15 protein-coding genes are annotated in these 23,710 nt (G+C 71.7%); 2 read left to right on the top strand and 13 right to left on the bottom strand.

What is annotated here, in order from left to right:
* From HET64_RS18900 to HET64_RS18865, 8 genes are all read right to left on the bottom strand, one after another.
* The coding region (locus tag HET64_RS18900; RefSeq protein ID WP_215107153.1) for a type I polyketide synthase at positions 1 to 4,111 on the bottom strand (4,111 nt) is incomplete at its 3' end.
* A 749-nt stretch (positions 4,112 to 4,860) separates the two neighbouring features.
* The gene (locus HET64_RS18895) at positions 4,861 to 5,262 is read right to left on the bottom strand and encodes a nuclear transport factor 2 family protein (protein WP_215107151.1); all 402 of its coding nucleotides are present in this window, start codon (positions 5,260 to 5,262) and stop codon (positions 4,861 to 4,863) included.
* Between the two features lie 264 nt (positions 5,263 to 5,526).
* Positions 5,527 to 8,385 (bottom strand): LuxR family transcriptional regulator, encoded by a 2,859-nt coding sequence (locus HET64_RS18890; RefSeq protein ID WP_251145523.1) that lies wholly within the window; start codon positions 8,383 to 8,385, stop codon positions 5,527 to 5,529.
* Positions 8,386 to 9,412: 1,027 nt separating this feature from the next.
* Complete coding sequence (locus tag HET64_RS18885) at positions 9,413 to 11,107, bottom strand: NAD(P)/FAD-dependent oxidoreductase (RefSeq protein WP_215107147.1); 1,695 nt, start codon at positions 11,105 to 11,107, stop codon at positions 9,413 to 9,415.
* Positions 11,108 to 11,155: 48 nt separating this feature from the next.
* On the bottom strand, positions 11,156 to 11,953 hold the full coding sequence (locus tag HET64_RS18880) for a carbon-nitrogen hydrolase family protein (protein WP_215107144.1): 798 nt from the start codon (positions 11,951 to 11,953) through the stop codon (positions 11,156 to 11,158).
* Between the two features lie 340 nt (positions 11,954 to 12,293).
* The gene (locus HET64_RS18875) at positions 12,294 to 12,752 is read right to left on the bottom strand and encodes an Lrp/AsnC family transcriptional regulator (RefSeq protein ID WP_215107142.1); all 459 of its coding nucleotides are present in this window, start codon (positions 12,750 to 12,752) and stop codon (positions 12,294 to 12,296) included.
* 140 nt (positions 12,753 to 12,892) lie between these two features.
* Positions 12,893 to 14,350 carry an aldehyde dehydrogenase family protein gene (locus HET64_RS18870; RefSeq protein ID WP_215107141.1) on the bottom strand — a complete coding sequence of 486 codons (1,458 nt, stop codon included), beginning with the start codon at positions 14,348 to 14,350 and terminating at the stop codon, positions 12,893 to 12,895.
* 165 nt (positions 14,351 to 14,515) lie between these two features.
* Positions 14,516 to 15,982: a GuaB1 family IMP dehydrogenase-related protein gene (locus tag HET64_RS18865; RefSeq protein WP_097868075.1), complete on the bottom strand. Its 1,467-nt coding sequence runs from the start codon at positions 15,980 to 15,982 to the stop codon at positions 14,516 to 14,518.
* 298 nt (positions 15,983 to 16,280) lie between these two features.
* Between HET64_RS18865 and HET64_RS18860 the strand changes: the two genes are divergently transcribed.
* Entirely contained in the window at positions 16,281 to 17,357 is a 1,077-nt protein-coding gene (locus tag HET64_RS18860) for a terpene cyclase (RefSeq protein WP_215107139.1), read from the top strand.
* Between the two features lie 77 nt (positions 17,358 to 17,434).
* On the opposite strand, the gene HET64_RS18855 is transcribed toward HET64_RS18860, so the two are convergent.
* From HET64_RS18855 to fmt, 4 genes are all read right to left on the bottom strand, one after another.
* Positions 17,435 to 18,430, bottom strand: a complete 996-nt coding sequence (locus tag HET64_RS18855; protein ID WP_215107155.1) for a sugar-binding transcriptional regulator — start codon at positions 18,428 to 18,430, stop codon at positions 17,435 to 17,437.
* 133 nt (positions 18,431 to 18,563) lie between these two features.
* On the bottom strand, positions 18,564 to 19,247 hold the full coding sequence (rpe, locus tag HET64_RS18850; RefSeq protein WP_215107137.1) for a ribulose-phosphate 3-epimerase: 684 nt from the start codon (positions 19,245 to 19,247) through the stop codon (positions 18,564 to 18,566).
* Between the two features lie 188 nt (positions 19,248 to 19,435).
* On the bottom strand, positions 19,436 to 20,869 hold the full coding sequence (locus HET64_RS18845; RefSeq protein WP_215107135.1) for an RsmB/NOP family class I SAM-dependent RNA methyltransferase: 1,434 nt from the start codon (positions 20,867 to 20,869) through the stop codon (positions 19,436 to 19,438).
* Positions 20,870 to 21,006: 137 nt separating this feature from the next.
* Complete coding sequence (gene fmt / locus HET64_RS18840) at positions 21,007 to 21,939, bottom strand: methionyl-tRNA formyltransferase (protein ID WP_215107133.1); 933 nt, start codon at positions 21,937 to 21,939, stop codon at positions 21,007 to 21,009.
* A 268-nt stretch (positions 21,940 to 22,207) separates the two neighbouring features.
* Between fmt and HET64_RS18835 the strand changes: the two genes are divergently transcribed.
* Entirely contained in the window at positions 22,208 to 22,771 is a 564-nt protein-coding gene (locus tag HET64_RS18835) for a hypothetical protein (protein WP_215107131.1), read from the top strand.
* Between the two features lie 113 nt (positions 22,772 to 22,884).
* Here the strand turns inward: HET64_RS18835 and HET64_RS18830 are convergent.
* The coding region (locus HET64_RS18830; protein WP_215107129.1) for a primosomal protein DnaI at positions 22,885 to 23,710 on the bottom strand (826 nt) is incomplete at its 5' end.

The raw sequence follows: 23,710 nt of genomic DNA, 5'->3' as shown, positions 1-23,710 counted from the left end.
GTACGGGGGCGAGGCGGGGGGTGCTGATGCCGTTCGGGCCGAGGGCGAGCTGTGGCTCGGCGGTGGCGAGGGCGGCGGTCACGGCATCCTGCGACGGCTCGGCGTCCCGCTCGATGTCGAGGAGCTGGAAACGGCCGGGGTGCTCGGTCTGCGCGGACCGTACGAAACCCCGGACGGCGGCGTGTTCCAGGGAGTCGTGGCGGGTGACGAAGGCGAGGCGCGAGGTGCTCCAGCGGTCGTCGGAGAGCCAACGGCGGACCAGTGCGAGTACCGGTCCGACGAGGTCGCGCACGTCGGTGGCGTCGTCGGGCAGTGCGAGGGCGACGACGTCGGGAGCCGGGCCGTCGAGGGCACCGAGGGTGTCGAGATCCGGGGCCCCGGTGTCCAGGAAGGTGACGTCGGTCGCGCCGGTCGGGGCCGGAAGGCCGACGATCGGGTCCCACACGACGTGCAGGAGATCGGCGGCGCCCGTCGTGCCGAGCGCGTCGGTGGACGGCGCGCGCAGGGCGAGCGACTCGACGCGGGCGACGGGCGCCCCGTCGGTATCGGTGAGGCGCACGCTCACGGTGTCCTCGCCGGTCCGGGTGAGCTGGACGCGCAGGTCAGCCGTACCGGTGGCGTACACCTCGACGCCGCTCCACGAGAACGGCAGCCGCAGGGCAGGAGTGTCCCCGGCGTCGCCGGTACGGACGAGGATCGCGTGGAGCGCCGCGTCGAGGGCCGCCGGGTGGAGCAGGAATCGTTCGGCTTCCTCGGCTGCGACCGATGTGACCTCGGCGTACACGTCGTCCCCGGCGGTCCACACCGCGCGCAGCCCTTGGAAGGCGGGGCCGTATCCGTACCCGGCGGCGGTGACGTCGTCGTAGAAGGTGTCGAGGGGGACGCCGGAGGCACCGGGCGGCGGCCAGGCGACGAGGTCGAAGGAAGGTTCGGCGTCGGCGGCGGGAACGAGGGTGCCGGTGGCGTGGCACGTCCACGAGGCGTCGTCCGAGTCGTCCGTCCGGGCGTGCACGGTCAGGGGGCGGCTGCCGTCCGCCTCGGCGGCGCCGACGGCGACCTGGACGGCTACGGGCCTGCCGTCGACCAGTTCCAGCGGTGCCTGGAGCGTGAGTTCGGCGATCCGTCCGCAGCCGACCTCGTCGCCCGCGCGTACGGCGAGTTCCACGTAGGCCGCGCCGGGCAGGATGACGTGTCCGTCAACCGTGTGGTCGGTGAGCCACGGGTGGTCGGCGAGCGAGAGGCGCCCGGTCAGCAGGGCGCCGTCGGTGTCGGCGAGCCTGACGACGGCACCGAGCAGCGGATGGTGCGCGGCGCCCAGCCCGGCGGCGTTGAAGTCGGCGCGGCCGGCCGTCGGGCGCAGCCAGTAGTGGGTGCCCTGGAAGGCGTACGTCGGCAGGTCGACGGTGCGTCCGTCGGCGACGAGCAGTCCCAGGTCGACGGGCAGTCCATGGACGAAGGCCTGCGCCAGCGACGTCACGAACCGCTGAGCGCCTCCGTCATCACGGCGCAGGGACCCGACCACGGTCGACGCGCCGGACTCCTCCACACCCACGGCGAGAACGGGATGGGCGCTGCACTCCACGAACGCGGTGAGCCCGTCGGCAATCAACGCCTTCGTCGTCGCCTCGAACTCGACCGTCTGCCGCAAATTCCGCACCCAGTAAGCGGCATCCAGAACCTCGGTATCCAGCAGACCACCGGTCACCGTGGAATAGAAAGGCACCGACGCCGAACGCGGCGCGATCGGAGCCAGAACGTCCAGAAGCTCCTCGCGGATCGACTCCACGTGGGAGGAGTGCGAGGCGTAATCCACCGCGATACGCCGAACGCGTACCTCCTCACCCTCCAGAACCGTCAGCAACTCGTCCAACGCGGACGGCTCACCCGAAACCACCGTGGACGACGGCCCGTTGACGGCAGCGACCGCCAGACGGTCACCGAACCCCTCAACCCGCTCACGTACCGTCGCGGCAGGCAGCGCGATCGACGCCATGCCACCCCGGCCGGCGAGACGCTCACCGATCACCCGGCTGCGCTCCGCGACGATCCGGGCAGCATCCTCCAACGACAACGCACCCGCGATCACCGCCGCAGCGATCTCACCCTGCGAATGCCCCACCACCGCGGCCGGCACCACACCGAACGACTCCCACAACCGGGCCAGAGACACCATCACCGCCCACGAAGCAGGCTGCACCACATCGACCCGAGCCAGATCACCGGCCAACTCCACCCGCAGATCCCACGCCACAAACGGCGCAAGCGCCTCCGCACACTCACCCAACGCCCGGTCGAACACCGGGAACGAGTCAGCCAGTTCCAGCCCCATCCGCGACCACTGCGCACCCTGACCCGGGAACACGAACACCGGCCGCGCAACCGCACCCGCGACACCCGACACCACACCCGGCTCACCCGCCGCCGCAGCTGCCAGGGCGGTACGGAGGGAGGTGTCGTCGGTGCCGACGACCACGGCGCGGTGGTCCCACAGCGATCGTGTGGCGAGGAGCGAGTGGCCGACATCGGCCGGGTGGGTGCCGTCGCGCTCCTCCAGGTGGGCGAGCAGGCGGGCGGCCTGCTCGCGCAGACCTTCGGCGGTGCGGGCGGAGAACGCCCAGGGCACTGCGGGGCCGGGGGTGGCCGTGCCCGACGCGGACTCCGGCATCGCCTGGGACACGGCCCCGGGCTCTGCCGCGTCCGTCGCGTCCGGTCCGGGGGCCTGTTCGAGGATGACGTGGGCGTTGGTGCCGCTGATACCGAAGGAGGAGACGCCGGCGCGGCGCGGACGACCCGTCTCCGGCCACTCCCGCGACTCCGTCAACAACGACACGTCCCCCGCGGACCAATCGACATGCGAGGACGGATCGTCCACATGCAACGTCCGCGGCAACACACCATGCCGCATCGCCATCACCATCTTGATCACACCAGCCACACCCGCAGCCGCCTGCGCATGACCGATGTTCGACTTCAACGAACCCAACAGCAGCGCCTCACCCCCCTCACGCCCCTGCCCATACGTCGCCAACAACGCCTGCGCCTCGATCGGATCACCCAACCTCGTCCCCGTACCGTGCGCCTCCACCGCATCCACATCGCGGGTGGAGACACCGGCGTTGGCGAGGGCGCGGCCGATGACGTCCTCCTGCGCCTCGTCGTTGGGGGCGGTGAGGCCGTTGGAGGCACCGTCCTGGTTCACCGCCGAACCACGCACCACCGCCAGCACGCGGTGACCGTTGCGCAGGGCGTCGGAGAGGCGCTCCACCAGGAGGAGGCCGACGCCCTCGGCGGGGCCGAAGCCGTCGGCGCCCTCGGCGAACGCCTTGCAGCGGCCGTCGGGGGCCAGACCCTGCTGACGGCTGAGATCGACGATCCAGTTGGGGGCGGCCATCACCGTGACGCCGCCGGCGAGGGCCATGGTGCACTCGCCCTGCCGCAGGGCCTGCACGGCGAGGTGCAGGGCGACCAGCGACGACGAGCACGCCGTGTCGACGGTCACGGCCGGGCCGCGCAGGCCGAGGGTGTACGCGACCCGGCCGGACATCACACTGGTGGTGTTGCCGACGGCCAGGTATCCCTCCACGTCCTCGGCGGCCGGGTCGCCGTGGCGGGGGGCGTAGTCCTGCGGGACCGCGCCGACGAACACGCCGACGTTCTCCCCGCGCAGTGCGGCGGGAACGATGCCGGCGCGCTCCACGGTCTCCCAGGCCGTCTCCAGCAGCAGCCGCTGCTGGGGGTCCATGGCCAGGGCCTCGCGCGGGGAGATCCCGAAGAACCCCGCGTCGAACTCCGCCGCGCCGTGCAGGAATCCGCCCCCGCGGATGTAGCTGGTGCCGGCCCGGAGCGGGTCGGCGTCGAAGAGTGCGTCGAGGTCCCAGCCGCGGTCGGTGGGGAGCGCGGAGATTCCCTCCGCCCCGTCGGCGACCATGCGCCACAGGTCCTCCGGGGAGCCGACGCCCCCGGGGAAGCGGCAGGCCATGCCCACGATGGCGATGGGCTCTCGATTGCGGGCCTCTGCCGCGCTCAGACGCTGCCGGGCCTGCCGGAGATCGGCCGTGACGCGCTTCAGGTAGTCGCGGAGCTTCTCTTCGTTGGGCGAGGTGGCAGGCATGTAACACAACTCCACAGGCGGAAGGGGCACGGGGACGGCACGGCGGTGGGGAGATCGCTGGCACGGCAGCAGGGCGCGCGAAGCCTCACGGCGCCTGCGGTGTCGGTGAAGGTCCGCTGCCGGGAGGTCACGGCATGCGGTGGATGGCGGTCCTCTTACTGGGACCGGGCTCCCGCGACGGACCGTGGTCGCGGCGACGGTTCGGCATGCCGGAGCGGATGATCCTTCACTGGTAGTCCCCCGAGTCGTGCGGTGTCGATGGTTGGTGCTGTGCGTCGGTCCGTGCGCACCGTGTCGGTGCGCTGCGAACCCTGTCGGCCTCTACCGGACCCTTCCCGACCCTTCCCGAACCCTTTCCGACCGTTGCGGATCGTCGCGGACCATGTCGGAGCTCTGTCGGATCCGTGTCGGTCGATGTTCTGTTCCGGCTGGTGAGGTGGGTCGACGGCGGTGCGGTACGGCGGCCCTGGCGGGCGTGGTGTCGTGAGTTCGGGTTCCGGGCCGGTGGTGGGTCACGGCCGGAAGGGTGCCTTGACCGGTGTCCGGCCCTCGGCCCTCAGCTCTCGGCCTCAGACCTCCGGATCTCCGGCCTCCGACCTCCGATGTGACGTTCTGTTCTGTTCTACGGGTCGATTCTGCGCCAGAAGTGGCGGCCTGGCTTCGGGGTTCACCCCTGGCCGCCACCCCAGCATCGTTGTTCCCACCTGCCCCAGGCGTATCCCCGGGGGCACGTGGGCACCCAGGGGTTGTCAGGCGCCGGCGGGTGCGATGTCGGTCAGACCCCAGTAGGCGCGCATCTCGTGGATGAGACCGTCCTCACCGATGGTGAAGACCGAGACGAGGTTGACGTCGAGGCGGACGCCGCCGGTGGGGTCCTGCGGGTTGTTGATGGTTGCCTTGAGCGGCAGGGCGACGCTCTGTCCGTCCTGGGCTCCGCTGGGCACACCGGGGACGTCGTGGGTGTCGAACTCGTGGAGGACGCGCTGGAAGTAGGCGCGGAGGGCCTCCTCGCCGGTGACGGGAGGGGCGCCGACCGGGTCCGCCACGACGGCGTCGGTGGCGAAGAGCTTGACGACGCCGTCGAGGTCCTTGGCGTTGACGCGCTCGAAGTACTCCAGGACGGTGGCCTTGCGCTGAGTCTCGTCGATCACGGGGTTTCTCCAGTGCCTTTCGGTTGCCTGCGAGGCGACGCGAACGGTCGCCCGCGCGGCCACCGACGCCGTCAGGTCTGCGGTGGCCGCGCTGCGATTCTCGTGCGCCGGTCGGAGCGCCAGGTCCGGGTTCGCCCCCAGCCAGCCCCCAGTATTCGGCCCCGGGGCAGCACGGCAGGTCCGTGTGCCGGGGCCGGATACCGGGTCGCTTGCGGGCGTTCCGGGTCGGCCGGGTCCGTTCCGGTCAGCCGGGTTCAATCCGGATCAGTTCTGGCCCAGGGCGTCGCGGAGTTCGATGCGCGAGGCGACGCCCAGCTTCCGGTAGACCTGGCTGAGATGCCACTCGACGGTCTTGACGGTCACGAAGAGCATGTGGGCGATCTCCTGGTTGCGTTTCCCCTCGGCCGCGAGCAGGCAGACCCGGTGTTCCCTGGGGGTGAGCCCGGAGACACCGGTGCGGGCCGATTCGCGGACCCGCACCCCCATGACGGCGAGTTCCTGCCGGGCCTGTTTGCTCAGCGCGGTGGCACCCATGCCGTCGGCGAGATCGCTGGCCGCCCTGAGTCTTCGGCGTGCCGCCGATGGCTGTCCGGCGATCCGTAGCGCGGTGCCGTACTGGATCAGGGCGGCGCACTCGTCGAGGGCGTCGGCCGTACCGCTGAAGAGTTCGACGGCCTGTTCGAGGTCTTCGAGGTGCGTCGCCCCGCCGGTCGCCCGCGCCCGGGCGCACAGGGCGAGAGCGATCTCCCGGTCACTGCCGAAGGCTCGGGCGGCCTCCAGCTGCTTCTCGGCGAGGGCGTGGGCCTCCTCCCGCCGCCCCAGGGCGCACAGGGCGTGGACGGCCTCGGTCGCCGGGGAGAAGGCGGGGCATCTGGCTCCCCATTCCTGCAGCAGTTCGTGGGTGCGGAGCAGTTCGCTCATACCGGACTCGATCTCACCCTGGGCGATGCGGAGCTGGCCGCGGGCGATCATGAAGGGCAGGAAGATGGAGAACTGGGGTATGTGCGTGGGAATGCCGTACCGCTCGTACGCCTCCACGGCGGCGCCGAGCTGGTTGCGGTGGAGGAGCACGCCGACCAGGGAGAGTACGGCGAGGGGGCGGCCGAGGGCGGGGACCGATCCGGCGCCCAGGCCCTTGAGGGCGCTCAGCGCGTCGACCTCGGCCTCGCCGAGCGCGCCGCGGCGCATGTTGACCAGGGCGCGCAGGGCACGGATGTCCTCGGCGGCGAGCCGCAGGTGTTTGGCCTCCGCCTCCTGGAGGGCTTCGTCGAGGATGCTGAGCGCCTGGGTGAGCCGCCCGCAGCACAGGAGGCAGAAGGCGGCGATCCAGGAGGCCTGGGCACCGCCGTCCGGCTCGGCGACCAGGGCGCCGGAGGGCAGGGCGTCCTCGCTCAGGTCGGCGACCTTCTTGGCCGGCTCGCCGTTGAGCAGGGCTGCCTGGGCCTGCTGGGCACGGATGAGACTGGTGGAGTTCTCGGTGCCGTCGGCGCCGATGATGGCGGCGAGGTCCTGTTCGGCGGCGGGTTTGGTGTTGGGGGACAGACTGGCGAGCTTGATGAGTTCGGAGCGGAGTCGCAGGGCGAGTTCGCGGTCGTGGGGTTCGACCTCCGCGTGCACGCTGCGCAGCAGGTCGAGGGCGTCCCCGAAGCGCATGGCCATACTGAGGGCGCCGCTGAGGCTGAAGGCGATGGAGGCGCGGGCGGCGGGCGTCTTGGCCAGACTCATGGCCTGGGTGAGGTGTTCGACGGCCTTGGGGTCGCGTGCCCGGTGTTCGGCCTCGCCGAGCCGGAGGAGGAGGTCCGCGAGCATGTCGTCGGGGGCCTTCTCCTGCATGGCGCGCCGCAGGACGGCGACGGCGGCGGCAGGGTCGCCGTTGGCGAGTGCCTTCTCGCCGGCCGCGACGAGGATGTCCACGGCACGCCGGTCCTCGCTGGGCGGGGCGTGCAGGAGGTGCTCGGCGACGTGTTCGGCGGGGGCGCCGTCACGGTCGAGGGCCTTGGCGGCGCTGGAGTGGGCGCGGAAGCGGAAGGTGTTGGGGAGGTGGGCGTAGACGGCATTGCGCATGACGGAGTGCCGGAAGCGCAGGGGGGTGCCCTGGGCGAGGAGGCCTATGTCCATGAGGGCGCTGGCCGCGTCGGTGACCTCGTCCTGGTGGAGGCCGGTGGCGGAGGCCAGTTGGGCGAAGTCACCGCTGGTGCAGAGTACGGCGAGGCTGCGCGCGAGGACGTGGGCGTTCTCGCGGTACTCGGGCGGAACGAGCCCGACCCAGCGGGGCAGTGCGCGCGCCAGGGTGCGTGGGGCGGTGCGGGCGGCGGCGCCGATGCCGGGGGTGTCGTCGCCCTGGCGCCGGAACTCGGTGAGGAGTTCGCTGAGGAAGAAGGGGTTGCCACCGGTGACCTCGTGGAGCATCCGGACGACGTCGGGATCGGGGTCGCGGTTGAAGACGGCGGAGAACAGGTCACGCACACCGTCGCGGCTCAGGTCATCGAGGCAGATGGCGGGCATGCTGGGCATGGTGATGAAATGTTCGGCCTCGGGGGCGTTGCCGTGGTGCACGAGTGCGGTGACGGCGACGCAGAGGATCGGGTGCTGCCCCAGGCGGCACTCGATGTACTGGAGGAACCGGAGCGAGGGTTCGTCCGCCCAGTGGAGGTCGTCGACGAGTACGAGCACGGGCTGACGCTGCGACAGGTTGACGAGCATCCAGTAGAGGCCGCGCAGGAGGTCGTGCTCGCGGTCGACGGCGACCTCGCCCCGGACACCGCCCTCCGTGTGCTCGAAGAGGGTCGCCGCCATGGCGGCGGGTCCCGCCAGCAGCGCGGTGCGCTCCTCCGGCGTCGCGGAGGCGAGCAGGTACTCGAAGAGCTGTCGCACCAGCCCGTAGGAGAATCCGGACTCGGTCTCGTTGCCCCGGGCGTGCAGGACGCTGAAGCCTTCGACGGACGGCAGCGATCGGACTGTCCTTAACAGGGAGGTCTTTCCGGTGCCGAACCTTCCTTCGACGAGGAGCAGGCCGCCGTTGCTCTTCTGACACTCGCGAACAGCGTCGTCGAGGTTCTGAATGTGGTGTTGCCGTTCAATCAGAGGAAAGTCGTTCGACCCTGCCGATTCCCTGTGGCGCAACAATGAGGAACCCCCGTTCTTCTTCTGATTCGACCCGGGCGCCCGTGGACGGGCCCCCCGGTGATGTCCGCGCGGCTCCGGCCTTACCCGTGGAGTCGGGGAGGACGATCGGATCGCGCGAGAGGCTTCCGTTTTTCCGGGCCGGAAGGGTGCGACGTCGGGGGCGGCCCGGGCATGGGGTGGGGTGAACGCCGGCAGTACGCGGCGCACCATGTGCCGTAGATCGGCGTGAAACGTTCACTCACAGTCGTACGAACCACAACGACTCCCCCAACCGTCTGGTTCTCAGCACACCCTGTCAATCATCCTGCCGCGGGGCGTCGGAACACCCTCTGACCTGCGGTCACTCGCGTTGCGTCAGGTGCGAGGCCCCAGAGGCCAGGAGGGGCAACAGCCCTCACTGCAAGGTTTGGCCATCATAAGGAACGAATATGACCAACACTTTACGAGTGGCGGGATCTAGACGACTTTCGTTGACCACCTGTGATCGGAACCCACTGTGCGTGTCGATCACCATCCCGCATGAGCAGCCACAACATCAACAGCGGGGTTCCACAACGGCGGGATCGAAGCCGTCGAGGATGGCTGAAAAGCTATGGCGTGGCGACTTTTTGCTCCCGGCAGGGAACCAGTCGGGTTCCGGCGGTACGGTTCCCTGGGCAGGGCGCGGGTTTCCCGCCCGATACCGCACACACCGCCGGCACGCCAGGACCGCGCACCTCCGACATGCCGCGGCGCACCGCCCACATGCCACGGTCACGGACGACATCCCATGGTCAGGCCCGACACGTGCCAGCCGCCGACCACGTCGGGCGCACGCGCCTCGCCGGCCTTCGCCGCGAACCCGGACGATGGCGGACCCCGAGCGGACTCCGGTGTGGAGGCACCCGGCGGACGCAGGACCCCCGGTGCGCAGTGGGGCGAAAGCTGGCCACTTTGATGAGGACGACCGGGTGCGTCCGCCGTCCTGCCGGATGGGCGCCCGCGTTGTCGGGGGAGGCGGATCCCCGACGCCCCGGGCCTTCGCTCAGTCCTCGGGAAGTTCCACCGGAGCGATCTCGTCGAAGACGTCGCCGGGCCCGGGGTTGGTGGCGTCGGTCGCCCCGCCGAACTGGTGCATGACGCCCCACACGGCGTTCAGCGCCGTCTGCACCGCGCCCTCGGCCCAGCCGGCCGTCCAGGAGATGTCGTCACCCGCCAGGAACAGGCCCCGCTTGTCGGCGGGCAGTCCGTCCTGCATGAAGTGGGTGAACAGCCGCCGCTGGTAGCGGTAGTGGCCGGGCAGGTTCGCCTTGAACGCGCCCATGAACCAGGGCTCGTTCTCCCAGGAGACGGTGACCGGATTGCCGATGATGTGGCTCCGCACGTCGACGTTCGGATAGATCTCGCCGAGCGACTTGAGCATGACCTCCATGCGCTCCTTCGGGGAGAGCGGCAGCCACTTCAGGCTGTCGTCGCACCACGTGTAGGAGAGGCAGATGACGGCGGGCCTGTCCGGGCCGTCGTCCAGGAGGTACGTCCCCCGGGTCATCCGGTCGGTGAGCGTCATCGACATGGTGTCGCGGCCGGTGGTCGCGTCCTTGTCCAGCCAGAACGGCCGGTCGACCGGGACGAACAGCTTGGACGACTCCATGTAGTGGGTGCGCTCCATCGCCGTCCAGTGGTCGATCGGGAAGAGCGCGTCGTCGCAGTCGATCTTGGAGAGCAGCAGCCAGGACTGGCCGGTGAAGACCGCGGCCCGGAAGGTACGGATGTCGCCGGTGGCGTCCGTGACCGTGATGCGGTTGCCCGCGGTACGGGTCAGCCGGGTCACGGCGCCGCGCGGCTCACCCTCGTGCAGGGAGGACAGCGAGGTGCCCAGCGGCCAGTGGACGATCTTCTGCGGCTCCCGGTCCCACAGGCGCAGCGGGAGCTGCTGGCTGCCGCCGACGATGCCGCGGTGGTGGTCGTCGGCCTCGGTGTAGACGACGCGCAGGATCTCCAGGATGGAGTTGGGGAAGTCGGTGTCCCAGCCGCCGGTGCCGAAGCCGACCTGGCCGAAGATCTCGCGGTGCCGGAAGGACTTGAACGCGTCGGAGTCGCAGAGGAAGCCGTAGAACGTCTGGTTGTCGAGCCGCTCGACGAGCTGCGACCAGATCTCCCGGATGCGCGGTACGTCGCGCTCGCGCAGCGCCCGGTTCATGTCGGAGAAGTCGGCTCCCTCCTCCAGGCAGGCGCTCCAGGCCTCGGCCACGTCGCGGTAGACCTGCGGCAGGTCGTCGATGGTCTCGGCGTAGTGCGACTCGCCCTTGAGGTCCACGACGGTCGAGGGCGTGGCCGGGGAGAGCGGGTTGGGGAAGGGCTGCGTTTCGAGGCCCACCAGGTCGATGTAGTGCTGGAGCGCCGTGGAGGAGGGCGGGAAGCGCATGGCGCCCATCTCGGCGGTGAGCGAGGGGTCGCAGCCGTCGAAGCCGACGGTGCGCAGCCGGCCGCCGATCCGGTCGGCCTCGTAGACGACGGGCTTGAGGCCCATCTTCATCAGCTCGTACGCGGCGATGATCCCGGAGAGCCCGCCACCGATGACGGCGACCTCCTGGCCGTGCTCGGTCGCCGGTATCTGCCCGAGGCCCGCCGGGTGGGCGAGGAAGTCGTCGTACGCGTACGGGAAGTCCGGCCCGAACATGGTGATCGGCGGGGCGGCCGCGTCGGTGTGCTGGACGGCGTTGGGCACCGTGGACGTCATGGGGTACGGACTCCTTGCGCGGTACGGAAGTTCGGGGAGGAGGCAGGCTCAGGCGAGGGAGCCGTACAGGCCGGGGCGGCGGTCGTGCAGATACGGGTTGGCGGCGCGCGAGGCGGCCAGGAACTCCGGGTCCACCTCGCCGACGACGAGTTCCTCGCCGCGCCCGGCGCGGGTGCGCACGGTGCCGTCGGGGCCCGCCAGACAGCTGAGCCCGACGAACTCGAACTCGCCTTCCGGGCCGGTGCGGTTGACGTACGCCACGTACATCTGGCTCTCGAAGGCCCGTACGGGTATGACCGATTCGGCGACGAACTGGAAGGGGTGCATCTGCGCGGTGGGCACCAGCAGCAGATCGGTGCCGGCCAGGGCGTGCGCCCGGACGTTCTCCGGGAACTCGACGTCGTAGCAGATCAGCAGGCCGATGCGGATGCCGTCGAGGTCGGCCTGGACGACCGGCTGGTCGCCGGGGGTGAACCACTCCTGCTCGAAGCAGCCGAACAGATGGGTCTTGCGGTAGTTCGCGAGGCGCCCGCCGTCGGGACCGATGAGCTGGGACGCGTTGAAGATCCGCTCCCCGTCGCGCTCCGGGTAGCCGTAGAGGACCGCGAGGCCGTGGCGTACGGCGATCTCGGCGACGGCCCCGGCGCCGGGGCCGTCGGCGGGCTCGGCCAGCTCGGGGACGGCGTCGCCGATGGCGTATCCGGTGAGGAACAGCTCGGGCGAGACCAGCAGCCGGGCCCCCGCGCCGGCGGCCCGCGCGGCGGCCTCGTCCAGCACCTTCAGGTTCTCGGCGACGGCGCCCGGGCGTCCGGAGCTCTGGAGCAGGGCGGTGCGCAACGACGGCATGGCTGACCTCGGGCGGTGCGGGCGGGGTGGGGAGACGTATCGAAGGTACGTGGCCCGGATCGGCCCGGACAAGGCGCGAGTGTTGCGCGTCGACCGTTGATTCGTTGCGCGGGGAGGGCCTGGCGCGACGAATCGTTGCGCGGGGCGTCATCGCAGGTCAGCGGGGTGATGTGCGCCACTGCCGGGGGAAGGACGCCAGGCGGCGGGCGCCAGGTCCTGTCGTCGGACTGCCGTTGTCGCCCGAAGGGCGGCCCCGCGGGGTCAGGTACGTGCTCTCGGCGTGCCGGGCGCACGTCCGCGTACGGGACCGTACTCGGGCGTGTGCCCGGTGCGGCGGGCGCTAGGCGGGCGGGCCCTCCGCCGCATACCGCCGCAGCAGCGGCGAGAGCACCAGGACGGACTTGGTCCGCTCGACGTAGGGCTCTCCCGCGATCCGCTCCAGGACCTGTTCGAAGTGGCGCATGTCGGCGGCGAAGACCTGCACCACCGCGTCCGCCTCCCCGGTCACCGTCGAGGCCGAGGCGATCTCCGGATAGCGGGCGAGGCCCTGCTTGATGGCGTCCGGGGAGGTGTTGCGGCTGCAGTAGATCTCGATGAAACCCTCGGTCTCCCAGCCGAGCGCCGCCGGGTCGACCCGCACGGTGAAGCCGGTGATCGCCCCCTCGGCCCGCAGCCGGTCGACCCGGCGTTTCACGGCGGGGGCGGAGAGGCCGACGATCGCGCCGATGTCGGCGTAGGAGCGCCGGGCGTCTTCGGCGAGGGCGTGGACGATGCGTTCGTCGAGGTCGTTCAGGCGCACGTCGGGCGGTTCACTTCTCTGCGGTGGGTCGGCTTGCGGGAGGCGGAGCGTGCCGCCTCCCGCAGTAGACCATGCCCAGCCGTCCCGGGCGTGCCCGGCACGATGGGCCCCCGCCCGGCCGGGACCGGGCGGGAAGGCGCTCAGAAGGGGAACTGCGAGCGGCCGTGCTGGATGGAGATCCACTTCTGGGTGGTGAAGGCCTCGACCATCGAGTCGCCGTTCAGCCGGCCGAGGCCGGAGCTCTTCTCGCCGCCGAAGGGGACGATCGGCTCGTCGTGGACGGTGCCGTCGTTGATGTGGATCATGCCGGTGTGGATGCGCTGGCCGATCCGCACCCCGCGCTCGATGTTGCCGGTGTGGACGGCGCCGCTGAGGCCGTACGGGGTGTCGTTGGCGATGCGGACGGCCTCCTCCTCACCGTCGAAGGGCACCAGCAGGGCGACGGGGCCGAAGATCTCCTGGTGCAGGACGGGCGAGTCGGCGGCGAGACCGGTCAGCACGGAGGGGCTGACCAGGTTGCCGTCGGCGCGGCCGTGCAGCAGCGCCGTCGCCCCGGCCGCCACGGTCTGGTCGACGAGCTTGGAGATGGACTCGGCCTGCGAGGAGTTGATCAGCGGGCCGATCTGGGTGGCCGGGTCGGCGGGGTCGCCGACGGTGAGCGAGGCGACCTTGGCGACGAACTTCTCGGTGAACTCCGCCTCCACCGCGCGGTCGACCAGGATGCGGTTGGCGGCCATGCAGACCTGGCCCTGGTGGACGTACCGGCTGAAGACCGCCGCGTCCACGGCATAGTCCACGTCCGCGTCGTCGAGCACGATCAGGGCGCTGTTGCCGCCGAGTTCGAGGACGGCGCGCTTGAGGTTCCGGGCGCAGACGGTGGCGACGTGGCGGCCGACCTTGTCCGAGCCGGTGAAGGAGATGACCTGCGGCACGGGGTGCTCCAGCAGGGTGTCGCCGATCTCCGCGATGTCGGTGATCACGACGTTCAGGAGTCCGGCGGGCAGCCCCGCGTCCTCGAAGATCCTGGCCAGCAGGGTGCCGCCGCAGATCGGGGTGTTCTGGTGCGGCTTGAGGACGACGGCGTTGCCGAGGGCCAGCGCGGGGGCCACGGACTTGAGGGAGAGCAGGAACGGGAAGTTGAACGGGCTGATCACGCCGACGACCCCGACGGGCACGCGGTAGACGCGGTTCTCCTTGCCCTCGGTCGGCGAGGGGAGGATCTGGCCGGCGGGGCGCAGCGCCAGCTGGATCGCCTCGCGGAGGAACTCCTTGGCCAGGTGCAGTTCGAAGGCGGCCTTCAGCCGGGTGCCGCCGAGCTCGGCGACGATCGCGTCGCTGATCTCCGGCTCGCGCTCCTCGACGAGGTGCAGCGCCTTCTCCAGGACGGTCCGCCTGCTGTACGGGTTGGTGTCCGCCCACGCCTGCTGGGCGCGCTCTGCGGCGCGGTAGGCCTGGTCGACCTCGTCGGCGGTGGCGACCGGGATCGAGGCGAGCTTCTCCCCGTCGAACGGGTTGAAGTCGATAATGTCCCAGGACCCCTTACCCGGCCTCCACTCGCCGTCGATGTACTGGTGGGCCAGGTCAGTGAAGAAGGACATGAGATCCCTTACCGCAGAGAGGCGGGCAGCTGAGTGGGCTTCATATTACTTACCATTCAACGAAGTTGAAGCGCACCCCCGACCCGCCTCCGGAAGCACGGAAACGACCCCGCCCCCTCTGGCGTGAAGTGCCGGAGGGGGCGGGGTCGTTGCGGTGATTCGGGATCAACTCCAGCTGGCGTGGAGCGGCTTGCCCTCGGCGTAACCGGCGGCGCTCTGGACGCCGACGACCGCCTTCTCGGCGAATTCCGCGAGGGAGCCGGCGCCGGCGTAGGTGCAGGAGGAGCGGACGCCCGCGATGATCGAGTCGATGAGGTCCTCGACTCCCGGGCGTGTCGGGTCGAGGAACATCCGCGAGGTGGAGATGCCCTCCTCGAAGAGCGCCTTGCGGGCGCGGTCGTACGCGGACTCGTCCGAGGTGCGGTTCTTCACGGCGCGGGCCGAGGCCATCCCGAAGGACTCCTTGTAGAAGCGGCCGTCCGCGGACTGCTGGAGGTCACCGGGCGACTCGTACGTCCCCGCGAACCAGGAACCGATCATCACGTTGGACGCGCCGGCGGCGAGCGCCATCGCGACGTCGCGCGGGTGCCGGACGCCGCCGTCCGCCCAGACGTGCTTGCCGTGCTTCTTCGCCTCGGCGGCGCACTCCAGGACGGCGGAGAACTGCGGGCGGCCGACGCCGGTCATCATCCGGGTGGTGCACATGGCGCCGGGGCCGACGCCGACCTTGATGATGTCCGCGCCCGCCTCGATCAGGTCGCGCACGCCCTCGGCGGCGACGATGTTGCCCGCGACGATCGGCACCCGCGGGTCGAGTGCCCGGACGGCCTTCACCGCGCTGATCATGGACTCCTGGTGGCCGTGGGCCGTGTCCACGACGAGGACGTCGGCGCCCGCGTCCAGGAGCTGCTTGGCCTTGCCGGCCACGTCACCGTTGATGCCGACGGCGGCGGCGACGCGCAGCTTGCCCTCCGCGTCGGTGGCGGGGGTGTAGAGCGTGGCGCGCAGGGCGGCCTTGCGGGTGAGGATGCCGACGAGGCGTCCCTGCGCGTCGACCGCGGGGGCGAGCTTGCGGTTGGCGCCGTCGAGCTTGTTGAAGGCGTCGCGCGGGTCGATGTCCGCGTCGAGCAGCACCAGGTCCTTGGACATGACCTCGGAGAGCTGGGTGAAGCGGTCGACGCCCGTGAGGTCGTGGTCGGTGACGACGCCCACCGGACGGCGGTCGGCGTCGACGACGACCCCCGCGCCGTGGGCCCGCTTGGGCAGCAGGGACAGCGCGTCGGCGACGGTCTGGCCGGGGGCCAGTTCGATCGGGGTGTCGAGGACGAGGTGGCGCGTCTTGACCCAGGAGATGACGTCGGTGACGACCTCGATCGGGATGTCCTGGGGGATGACGACGAGGCCGCCCCGGCGGGCGATGGTTTCGGCCATCCGGCGGCCCGCGATGGCGGTCATGTTGGCGACCACGAGCGGAATGGTGGTGCCGGTCCCATCGGGCGACGAGAGGTCCACGCCCTGCCGGGAGCCGACCGCGGAGCGGCCCGGGACCATGAAGACATCGTCGTACGTGAGGTCGTACGGGACCGCGGGGGACTCTGTGTAGCGACCGGTGCCCGGCTCAAGAAAACGCATAACACTCATTTTTTCATACGAAACGGTGCAGGTCGTTTCCACGAAGACACAACAAAGGACCCCCGCGTTCGTCTGTTCCTCCGAAGAGGCGGCCGGGGGCTCCGGGCAAGTGGAACCTGCCTTACCCACGGACCCTACCCGAACAGGATTCGAATCATTCGTGATCACCATCCCTGGACCGGGTGACAAGGGGTCAGGTAGCTTCAAACCCGCAGGTCTCGGGGGTGTCCGAAGCGTCGATCCGGCTCGTCGGCACCCCTGGGCACACCGTTTGACCGGAGAGGATCCCGATCCGCCTGTGGACAGCGAACTGCCGGACATCTACTGCCCGTTCCCGCAGCGGACCAACCCGCACGTGGCGCACACCCGTGGGCATCTGGACAGCTGGACCAGACGGACGGGCCTGGTCCACCGCGAGTCCGCGAGGAACCGATTCGAACAGGCCGATTTCGGTGCGTTCGTCGGCATGGTCTATCCGACGGCCGACGAGGAACACCTCGATCTGGTGGCCGACTGGTTCGTCTGGCTCTTCCTGGTCGACGACCAGCTCGACGACGGCCACCTCGGGCGTTCACCCGACCGGGTGAGAGACGTCGTCGACCGGATGCGCTCGGTGGTCGACGGCTCCGCCCCCGAGCCGCTGCCGGGCGAGGACGCCCCGGCCGCCGTGACGGCCCTGGCCGACCTGTGGAAACGTACGATGCCGAACGCCGCCCCGCACTGGCGGACCCGGTTCGCCTGGCACCTGGTCACCTACCTCACGACCGCCACGACCTGGGAGGCGGGGAACCGCGCCGAGGACGTGGTGCCCTCGGAGGACACGTACATCGCCAAGCGGCGGCACACCGGAGCCATCCACGTCTGCATGGACCTCATAGAGATCGTGGCGGGCATCGACGCCCCGGAGTCGATCCACAACGACCCCCGCTTCATCACCGCCCTGGAAGCCGCGTGCAACCACGTGTGCTGGGCCAACGACGTGTACTCCTTCGAGAAGGAGCAGGTGCTCGGCGAGATCCACAACCTCGTCCACCTGGTCCGCCACCACCGGGGCTTCGGGGAACAGCAGGCGCTGGACCACGTCGCCGAGCGCCTCGCGAGGGAGACCGAGCGGTTCCTGACCGCCGAGGACGAGCTGCTGGAGCTGTATCCGGAGCTGTCCGGGATGCTGGTGCCCTACCTCGACGGGATGCGGAGCTGGATGCGCGGCAACCTGGACTGGTCCCGCCGGACGCCGCGCTACAACCCCGCCGACGTGGGCCAGTACGAGGTGCCCGAGGAGTATCTGGAGGAGACCGTGCTGGGCGTTCCGTCCGCGCGCACCGAGACCGCCGCCCCCGCCCCGTGCGTGGCCAAGGCCCCGCCGGTCGGCTAGGGACTGTCCGGCGGGTCAGGACGCACCGAGGGCCGTGCACCGGATGCGGTGCACGGCCCTCGGTGCGTTCCCGGCTGTCACTCCCCGTCGGGGTCGGCCCGCTCCAGTGCCGGACGGACGCCCGCGGGGGACTCGGTGAGCAGGAAGTCGGCCGCGGCGGTGTCCGTCACCAGGCTGGTGACGAGCCCGGAGCGCAGCACCGCGCCGATCGCCGCCGCCTTGCGCTGACCGCCCGCGATCGCGACCACCTCGGGGATCCGGCGCAGCCGGTCCGCCTCCACGGTGATGCAGCGCTCTCCCAGGTCACGGCCGACCCGGCGGCCGTCGGAGTCGAAGAGGTGCGCGGACATCTCGGCGGCGACGCCGAGCGAGGCGTAGTGGGCGCGTTCGGCGTCCGAGAGCATGTCGTGGACCGTGGAGATGCCCGGCTCCCAGGAACCGATGGAGACGGCGGCGACCGTCACCTTGTCGAAGTACTCGAAGGCCCGGGCGATGCCGGTCTGCTCGCGCAGCGCGGCGGCCGTCGCGGGGTCGGGCAGCAGCATCGGCGCGTAGATGGGGTGCGCCTCGCCGCCGGAGACCTGGGCCGCCCGGCGGACCGCCTCGACCGAGCCGCGTTCGGCGGTGCCCGCGTCGTACACGCCGGTCAGCTGGACGACCGTGCACGGCGGGAGCCGGTCGAGGGCGGCCGCCATGTGGATGGTGGAGCGGCCCCAGGCCAGGCCGAGCACATCGCCCTCGGCGACCAGCTCGCCGAGGAGGTCGGCCGCGACCTCACCGAGGTTCTCCGGGTCGGGGGCGTCCTCCTGCTCCTCGGCCGGGGACTCGACGACCACCGCGTGCCGCAGCCCGTAACGGGCCCGCAGGGCGTCGGAGCGTTCGGCGTCCAGCTCGGCCGGTACCCGGATCTCGATGCGTACGAGATCGCGTTCGAGGGCTGTCTCCAGGACCCGGGCCACCTTGAAGCGGCTCACGCCGAACTCCTCGGCGATCTGGATCTTGGACTTGCCCTCCAGGTAGAACCGGCGGGCCATGGCCGCCGCCTGCACCAGCTCCGCGGGTCCCATCCGCATGGCTGACCGACCCGCCGAGATGCCAGACACCGCGATCTCCTCACTGCTGTTCACACGCCCGATACGCCGTTCATCCTGTCAGATCCGGCGATCCTTGATCGGCCCTGTCGGACCGCGTTCATCTGCCCTTGGTTCAGTGTCCGCATGCCCAGGGGGCGACGGCCGTGGCCGCGTCCGCCTGGGCCCGCAGCTCCCGCACCGCCGCGGCCGGGTCCTGCGCGCCGTAGACCGCGGAGCCCGCCACGAAGACGTCGGCGCCGGCCTCGGCGCAGCGCTCGATGGTGGTGGCCGAGACCCCGCCGTCGACCTGGAGCCACAGTTCGAGGCCGTGCTTGCTGATCAGCTCCCGGGTGCGGCGGATCTTCGGCAGCATGATGTCCAGGAAGGACTGGCCGCCGAAGCCGGGCTCGACCGTCATGATCAGCAGCATGTCCAGCTCGGGGAGCAGGTCCTCGTACGGCTCGATGGGCGTCGCGGGCTTGAGCGCCATCGAGGCGCGCGCCCCCTTGGCCCGGATCTCCCGCGCCAGGCGCACCGGAGCCGCCGCGGCCTCCGCGTGGAAGGTGACGGACCCGGCCCCCGCCTCCACGTACTGGGGGGCCCAGCGGTCCGCGTCCTCGATCATGAGGTGACAGTCCAGCGGGGTGTCCGTGGCCTTGCTGAGCGCCTCGACGATCGGCACACCGAGGGTCAGGTTGGGCACGAAGTGGTTGTCCATGACATCGACGTGGAGCCAGTCCGCGCCTTCGACGGCCTTCGCCTCCTCGGCGAGACGCGCGAAATCGGCGGACAGGATGCTGGGGTTGATCTGCGCCATGACCCAAGCCTGCCACGTCTCCCGCCCGTTCCCCGCCGCGATGCGCTCCGAAGCCTCACAGGGCCATCACACTTCGCACATTCTGCGCATTTTGCCAGCGCTTTACTGTTCCTTTGCCGTTCTCGGGGCGAGACCGGGCCGTGCGGGGCCGGAGACCGGGCGCGGCAGCCCGTCCGCGGGCGGAACGCTCAGCCGGTCCGGCGCAGCAGCGCCAGGTACATCGCGTCCGTGCCGTGCAGATGCGGCCACAGCTGGACGTCGGGGCCGTCCCCCAGCGCGGGCACCCCGGGCATCAGCGGGCGGGCGTCGATCCACTCCGCCTCCACCGGCTCCCCGCCCCGGCCCTTGAGGACGTCCTCGACCACCACGCGGGTCTCCGCGAGATGCGGCGAGCAGGTCGCGTAGCCGACCACGCCGCCGACCCGTACGGCCTTCAACGCCTCGCGCAGCAGGCCTCGTTGGAGCGGGGCGAAGGCTTCCAGGTCCTCGGCCCGACGCCGCCAGCGGGACTCCGGACGGCGCCGCAGAGCGCCCAGGCCGGAGCAGGGAACGTCCATCAGGATCCGGTCGAACGTGCCGGGCAGCCACGGCGGACGGGTGCCGTCCGCCGTGATCACCTGGTACGGGCCGGGGTTGCCGGCGAGCGTCCGCTCGACCAGCCGGGCACGGTGCGGCTGCTTCTCGGCGGCGAGCAGGGCGGCACCCCGCCCGGCGGCGAGGGCGGCGAGCAGGGCGGCCTTGCCGCCCGGGCCGGCGCAGCCGTCCAGCCAGCGGGTGTCGCGGCCCTCGACGGGCGCGGCGGCCAAGGCGGCGGCGACGAGCTGGCTGCCCTCGTCCTGGACGCCCGCCCGGCCCTCCTGGACGGCCTCCAGCGCGCCGGGCTCGCCGCCCTCGGCCATCCGGACGGCGTACGGGGACCAGCGGCCCGGCAGGGAGTTGTCCTCGCCCAGGGCCTTCGCCAACTCGTCGGTGGTGGAGCGGCCGGGGCGGGCCGCCAGCGTCACCTCGGGCCGTTCGTTGTCGGATTCCAGCAGGTCCTCGATGCCCGCCCGGCCGCCGCCCAGCGCGTCCCAGAGGGCGGAGACGATCCAGCGGGGGTGCGAGTGCACGACGGACAGGTGCTCCTCGGCGTCCTCGTCGTACGGCGGGGCGACCTTCTCCACCCAGCCGTCGAGGTCGTGCGCGGTGACCTTGCGCAGCACCGCGTTGACGAACTTCGCACGCCCCTCCCCCAGCACCACCCGGGCCAGCTCCACGCTGGCGGAGACGGCCGCGTGCGTGGGGATACGGGTGCCGAGCAGCTGGTGGACGCCCATGTTCAGGACATCGAGGACCGGCGGGTCGACCTCGCGCAGCGGGCGGTCGATGCAGGCCGCCACGATCGCGTCGTACGTGCCCTGGCGGCGGAGCGTCCCGTAGACCAGCTCGGTCGCCAGCGCCGCGTCCCGGCCGTCGAAGTCGCCCTTGGCACGGGCCTTCTTCAGCAGCGGGGGCAGCACGAGGTTGGCGTACGCGTCACGCTCGTCGACGGCCCGGAGCGCCTCGAAGGCGAGGAAACGGACCGGGTCCTTCTGCGGACGGCGGTGGGGCTTGGCGGGACGGCGACGCGGCTGGTCGTTCACGTGAAAGGTGCTCCGCTGATGGTGAGAGGTGCGAACCCTCCCAGCGTACGTCGCCGTCCCCGGGCGCCCGAACGGCAGCCCGGGACCGCCGAACCCCACCCGGGGCCCGGGCCGTCCCCGCCGCTCGGGCCGTCTCCCTACAGGCCGAGCAGCTCGCCGTGGACGATGCGGACGCCACGCGCCCAGTCGGCGCCCTTCATCGGCTTCTTGCCCTGCGGCTGGACCCAGAGCAGCTCGACCGCGTGCGATCCGGTGCCCACGTACACGTTGTTCTTGGCGGCCGACAGCTCGCCGGGGGCCAGGTCGGTGCGGTCCAGGACCGGGGTGGCCTGGATCAGCTTGAGCCGCTCGCCGCGGAAGAGGGTCCAGGCGCCGGGGGCCGGGGTGCAGCCGCGCACCACCCGGTCGACCCGCAGGGCGGGCGCGGACCACTGGACCTGGGCGTTCTCGACGGTGATCTTCGGAGCCAGGGTGACGCCGTCGTGCGGCTGGGGCACGGCGTGCAGCGTGCCGTCCTCGATGCCGTCCATGGTGGCGGCGAGCAGCCCGGCGCCCGCGAAGGCGAGCCGGGTGAGCAGGTCACCGCTGGTGTCGGTGGGGCGGATCTCCTCGGTGAGGACGCCGTAGACCGGGCCGGAGTCCAGGCCCTCCTCGATCAGGAAGGTCGACGCGCCGGTCACCTCGTCCCCGGCCATCACCGCGTACTGGACCGGCGCGGCGCCCCGCCAGGCGGGCAGCAGCGAGAAGTGCAGGTTGACCCACCCCCGGGCGGGCACGTCGAGGGCGACCTTGGGCAGCAGGGCACCGTAGGCGACGACCGGGCAGCAGTCCGGGGCGATCTCGCGCAGCCGGGCGAGGAACTCCTCGTCCCGGGGCTTCGCGGGCTTGAGCACCTCGATCCCGGCCTCCTCCGCCCGCTCGGCCACCGGACTCGCGACGAGCCGGCGGCCCCGCCCGGCGGGGGCGTCCGGACGGGTCACGACGGCGGCCACCTCGTGGCGGCCGGAGGCGATCAGGGCGTCCAGTGCGGGGACGGCGACTTCGGGGGTGCCGGCGAAGACGAGCTTCATGGGTGGCTGACTGCCTCTCGGGCCAAGACGTACGGTGACGAGCAGCACACCAGTCTAGGGTCTCCGTCCGGGCGAGGTCCGGCCCGGCTACCGCGAGCGGGCGCCGCGCGGGGGGCGTACGCGCGCCGCGCACGCCCCGTGCATATGCACATACGCCCCGATAGCGTGACCACATACCCGGCTCGGGCGTTGGTCAAAGGAGATTGACCGAAGCGGGCCGCCCTGATGCGGCCCGATCCCTTTCAACGCCGGTTCGAGAGGCTTCTTCATGGCCGACCACGCAACGCACGACGCCCAAGCGCGGGCCAGTCTGCATCTTCTGGTGCGGGACATCGAGCGGGTCCGGCGGCAGGTGGACGCGCTGCGCACCCTCACCGCCCAGCTGGGCAACGTCTACCGTCCGCGCCGCTCCGGCCCCTCCGCGGGCTTCGTCGTCTACGGCAGGGCCCCGGCCCCCACCGTCCGCCTCGCGCAGGAACTGCGCGACAGCGTCGAGACGCTGGTCACGGCCGCGGTGGACTTCGACCGCTCGCTGGGCTTCTCCTGGGACGCGGTGGGCTCCGCCCTCGGCGTCACCAAGCAGGCCGTGCACCGCCGTTACGGAACGCGCCGGGCCACGCCGCAGCCCACCGCCGAGACGGGCGGCGAGAGCGCGGCCGTGCCGCGCCCGGTCTCCGTCGGGGGCGGGGCGGCCGGTTCCTCCACCGGGGGGCCCGGCTCCCCGGTGCCCTCGGTCCCGGCGGCCCGCTCGATGCCGCCGCAGCCTCTCGCGGACCGGCCGGTCCGCGAGGAGCTGCGCCCCGGCGCCTTCCCCGGCCCCCGCAACGGCTGACCGCACGCCGCCCCTCTGCCCCACCGTGCCGGTCGCACGGCGGGGCAGTCCCCTGTCAGGGACCCACAGCCTGTCCGGGGCCCACAGCCCCCGCAGGGGCCTCGCCCGCGGTCTCAGCCGATGTCGGGCGGGTCGATCCGGATGCGCACCGGGTCGGTGGCCCCCTTGGCCATGCGGGCCGCGAGCGCCGTCTTCAGGGCGCGGGCGAGCGCCGCCCCCCGCCCCGGGACCACCCGGATCAGGGCCCGCTCCCAGGTCTCGCCCGGCGGGGCGTCCCCCGGCCGGCGGGGTCTGCCGGGCTCGGCCGACGGAACCGGCACCGGACCCAGGATCTCGGCCTCCGGCGGCAGCCCGGCGGTCCGGAGGAACGCGGCCAGGGCCTCGGCGGGGCCGGTCGCCGAGGCCATCCGGGAGACCGGCGGAAAGCCCAGCTCGGCTCGCTCCGCCAGCTCCCGCCGGGCGAATCCCGCCGGGTCCCAGCGGACCAGCGCCTGCACCGCGCGCTCCGTCGGCTCGGCCACGATCACCACCGTGCCGCCCTCGTCCTGGCCCCGCACCAGCGCCCCCGCGGCCGTCCACCGGCGCAGCGCCTCCTCCCCCGCCCGCAGATCGGGCCGGCCGAGCATGGCCCAGCCGTCCAGGAGCAGGGCCGCCGCGTAGCCGCCCTCGGCGACGGGCTCGGCGCCGGGCGTGGAGACGACCAGGGCCGGGGTGTCCGGCACCGCGTCCAGTATGTGGTCGCGCCCCGAGGTGCGGACGGGCACCGCGGGAAAGGCCCGGCCCAGCTCCTCCGCGGTGCGGCGGGCGCCGACGATCTGGGCGCGCAGCCGGGCGGAGCCGCACTCCGCGCAGTGCCAGGCCCGCTCGGCCCGCCCGCACCAGGCGCAGTTCAGATCCTGCTGGTCCGGGGCCTGGAGGGGGCCCGCGCAGTGCCGGCAG

It is taken from the genome of Streptomyces sp. McG3 (assembly GCF_018619185.1).
Lineage (GTDB): Bacteria > Actinomycetota > Actinomycetes > Streptomycetales > Streptomycetaceae > Streptomyces.
This window is presented reverse-complemented; position numbering and strand designations above follow the sequence as displayed.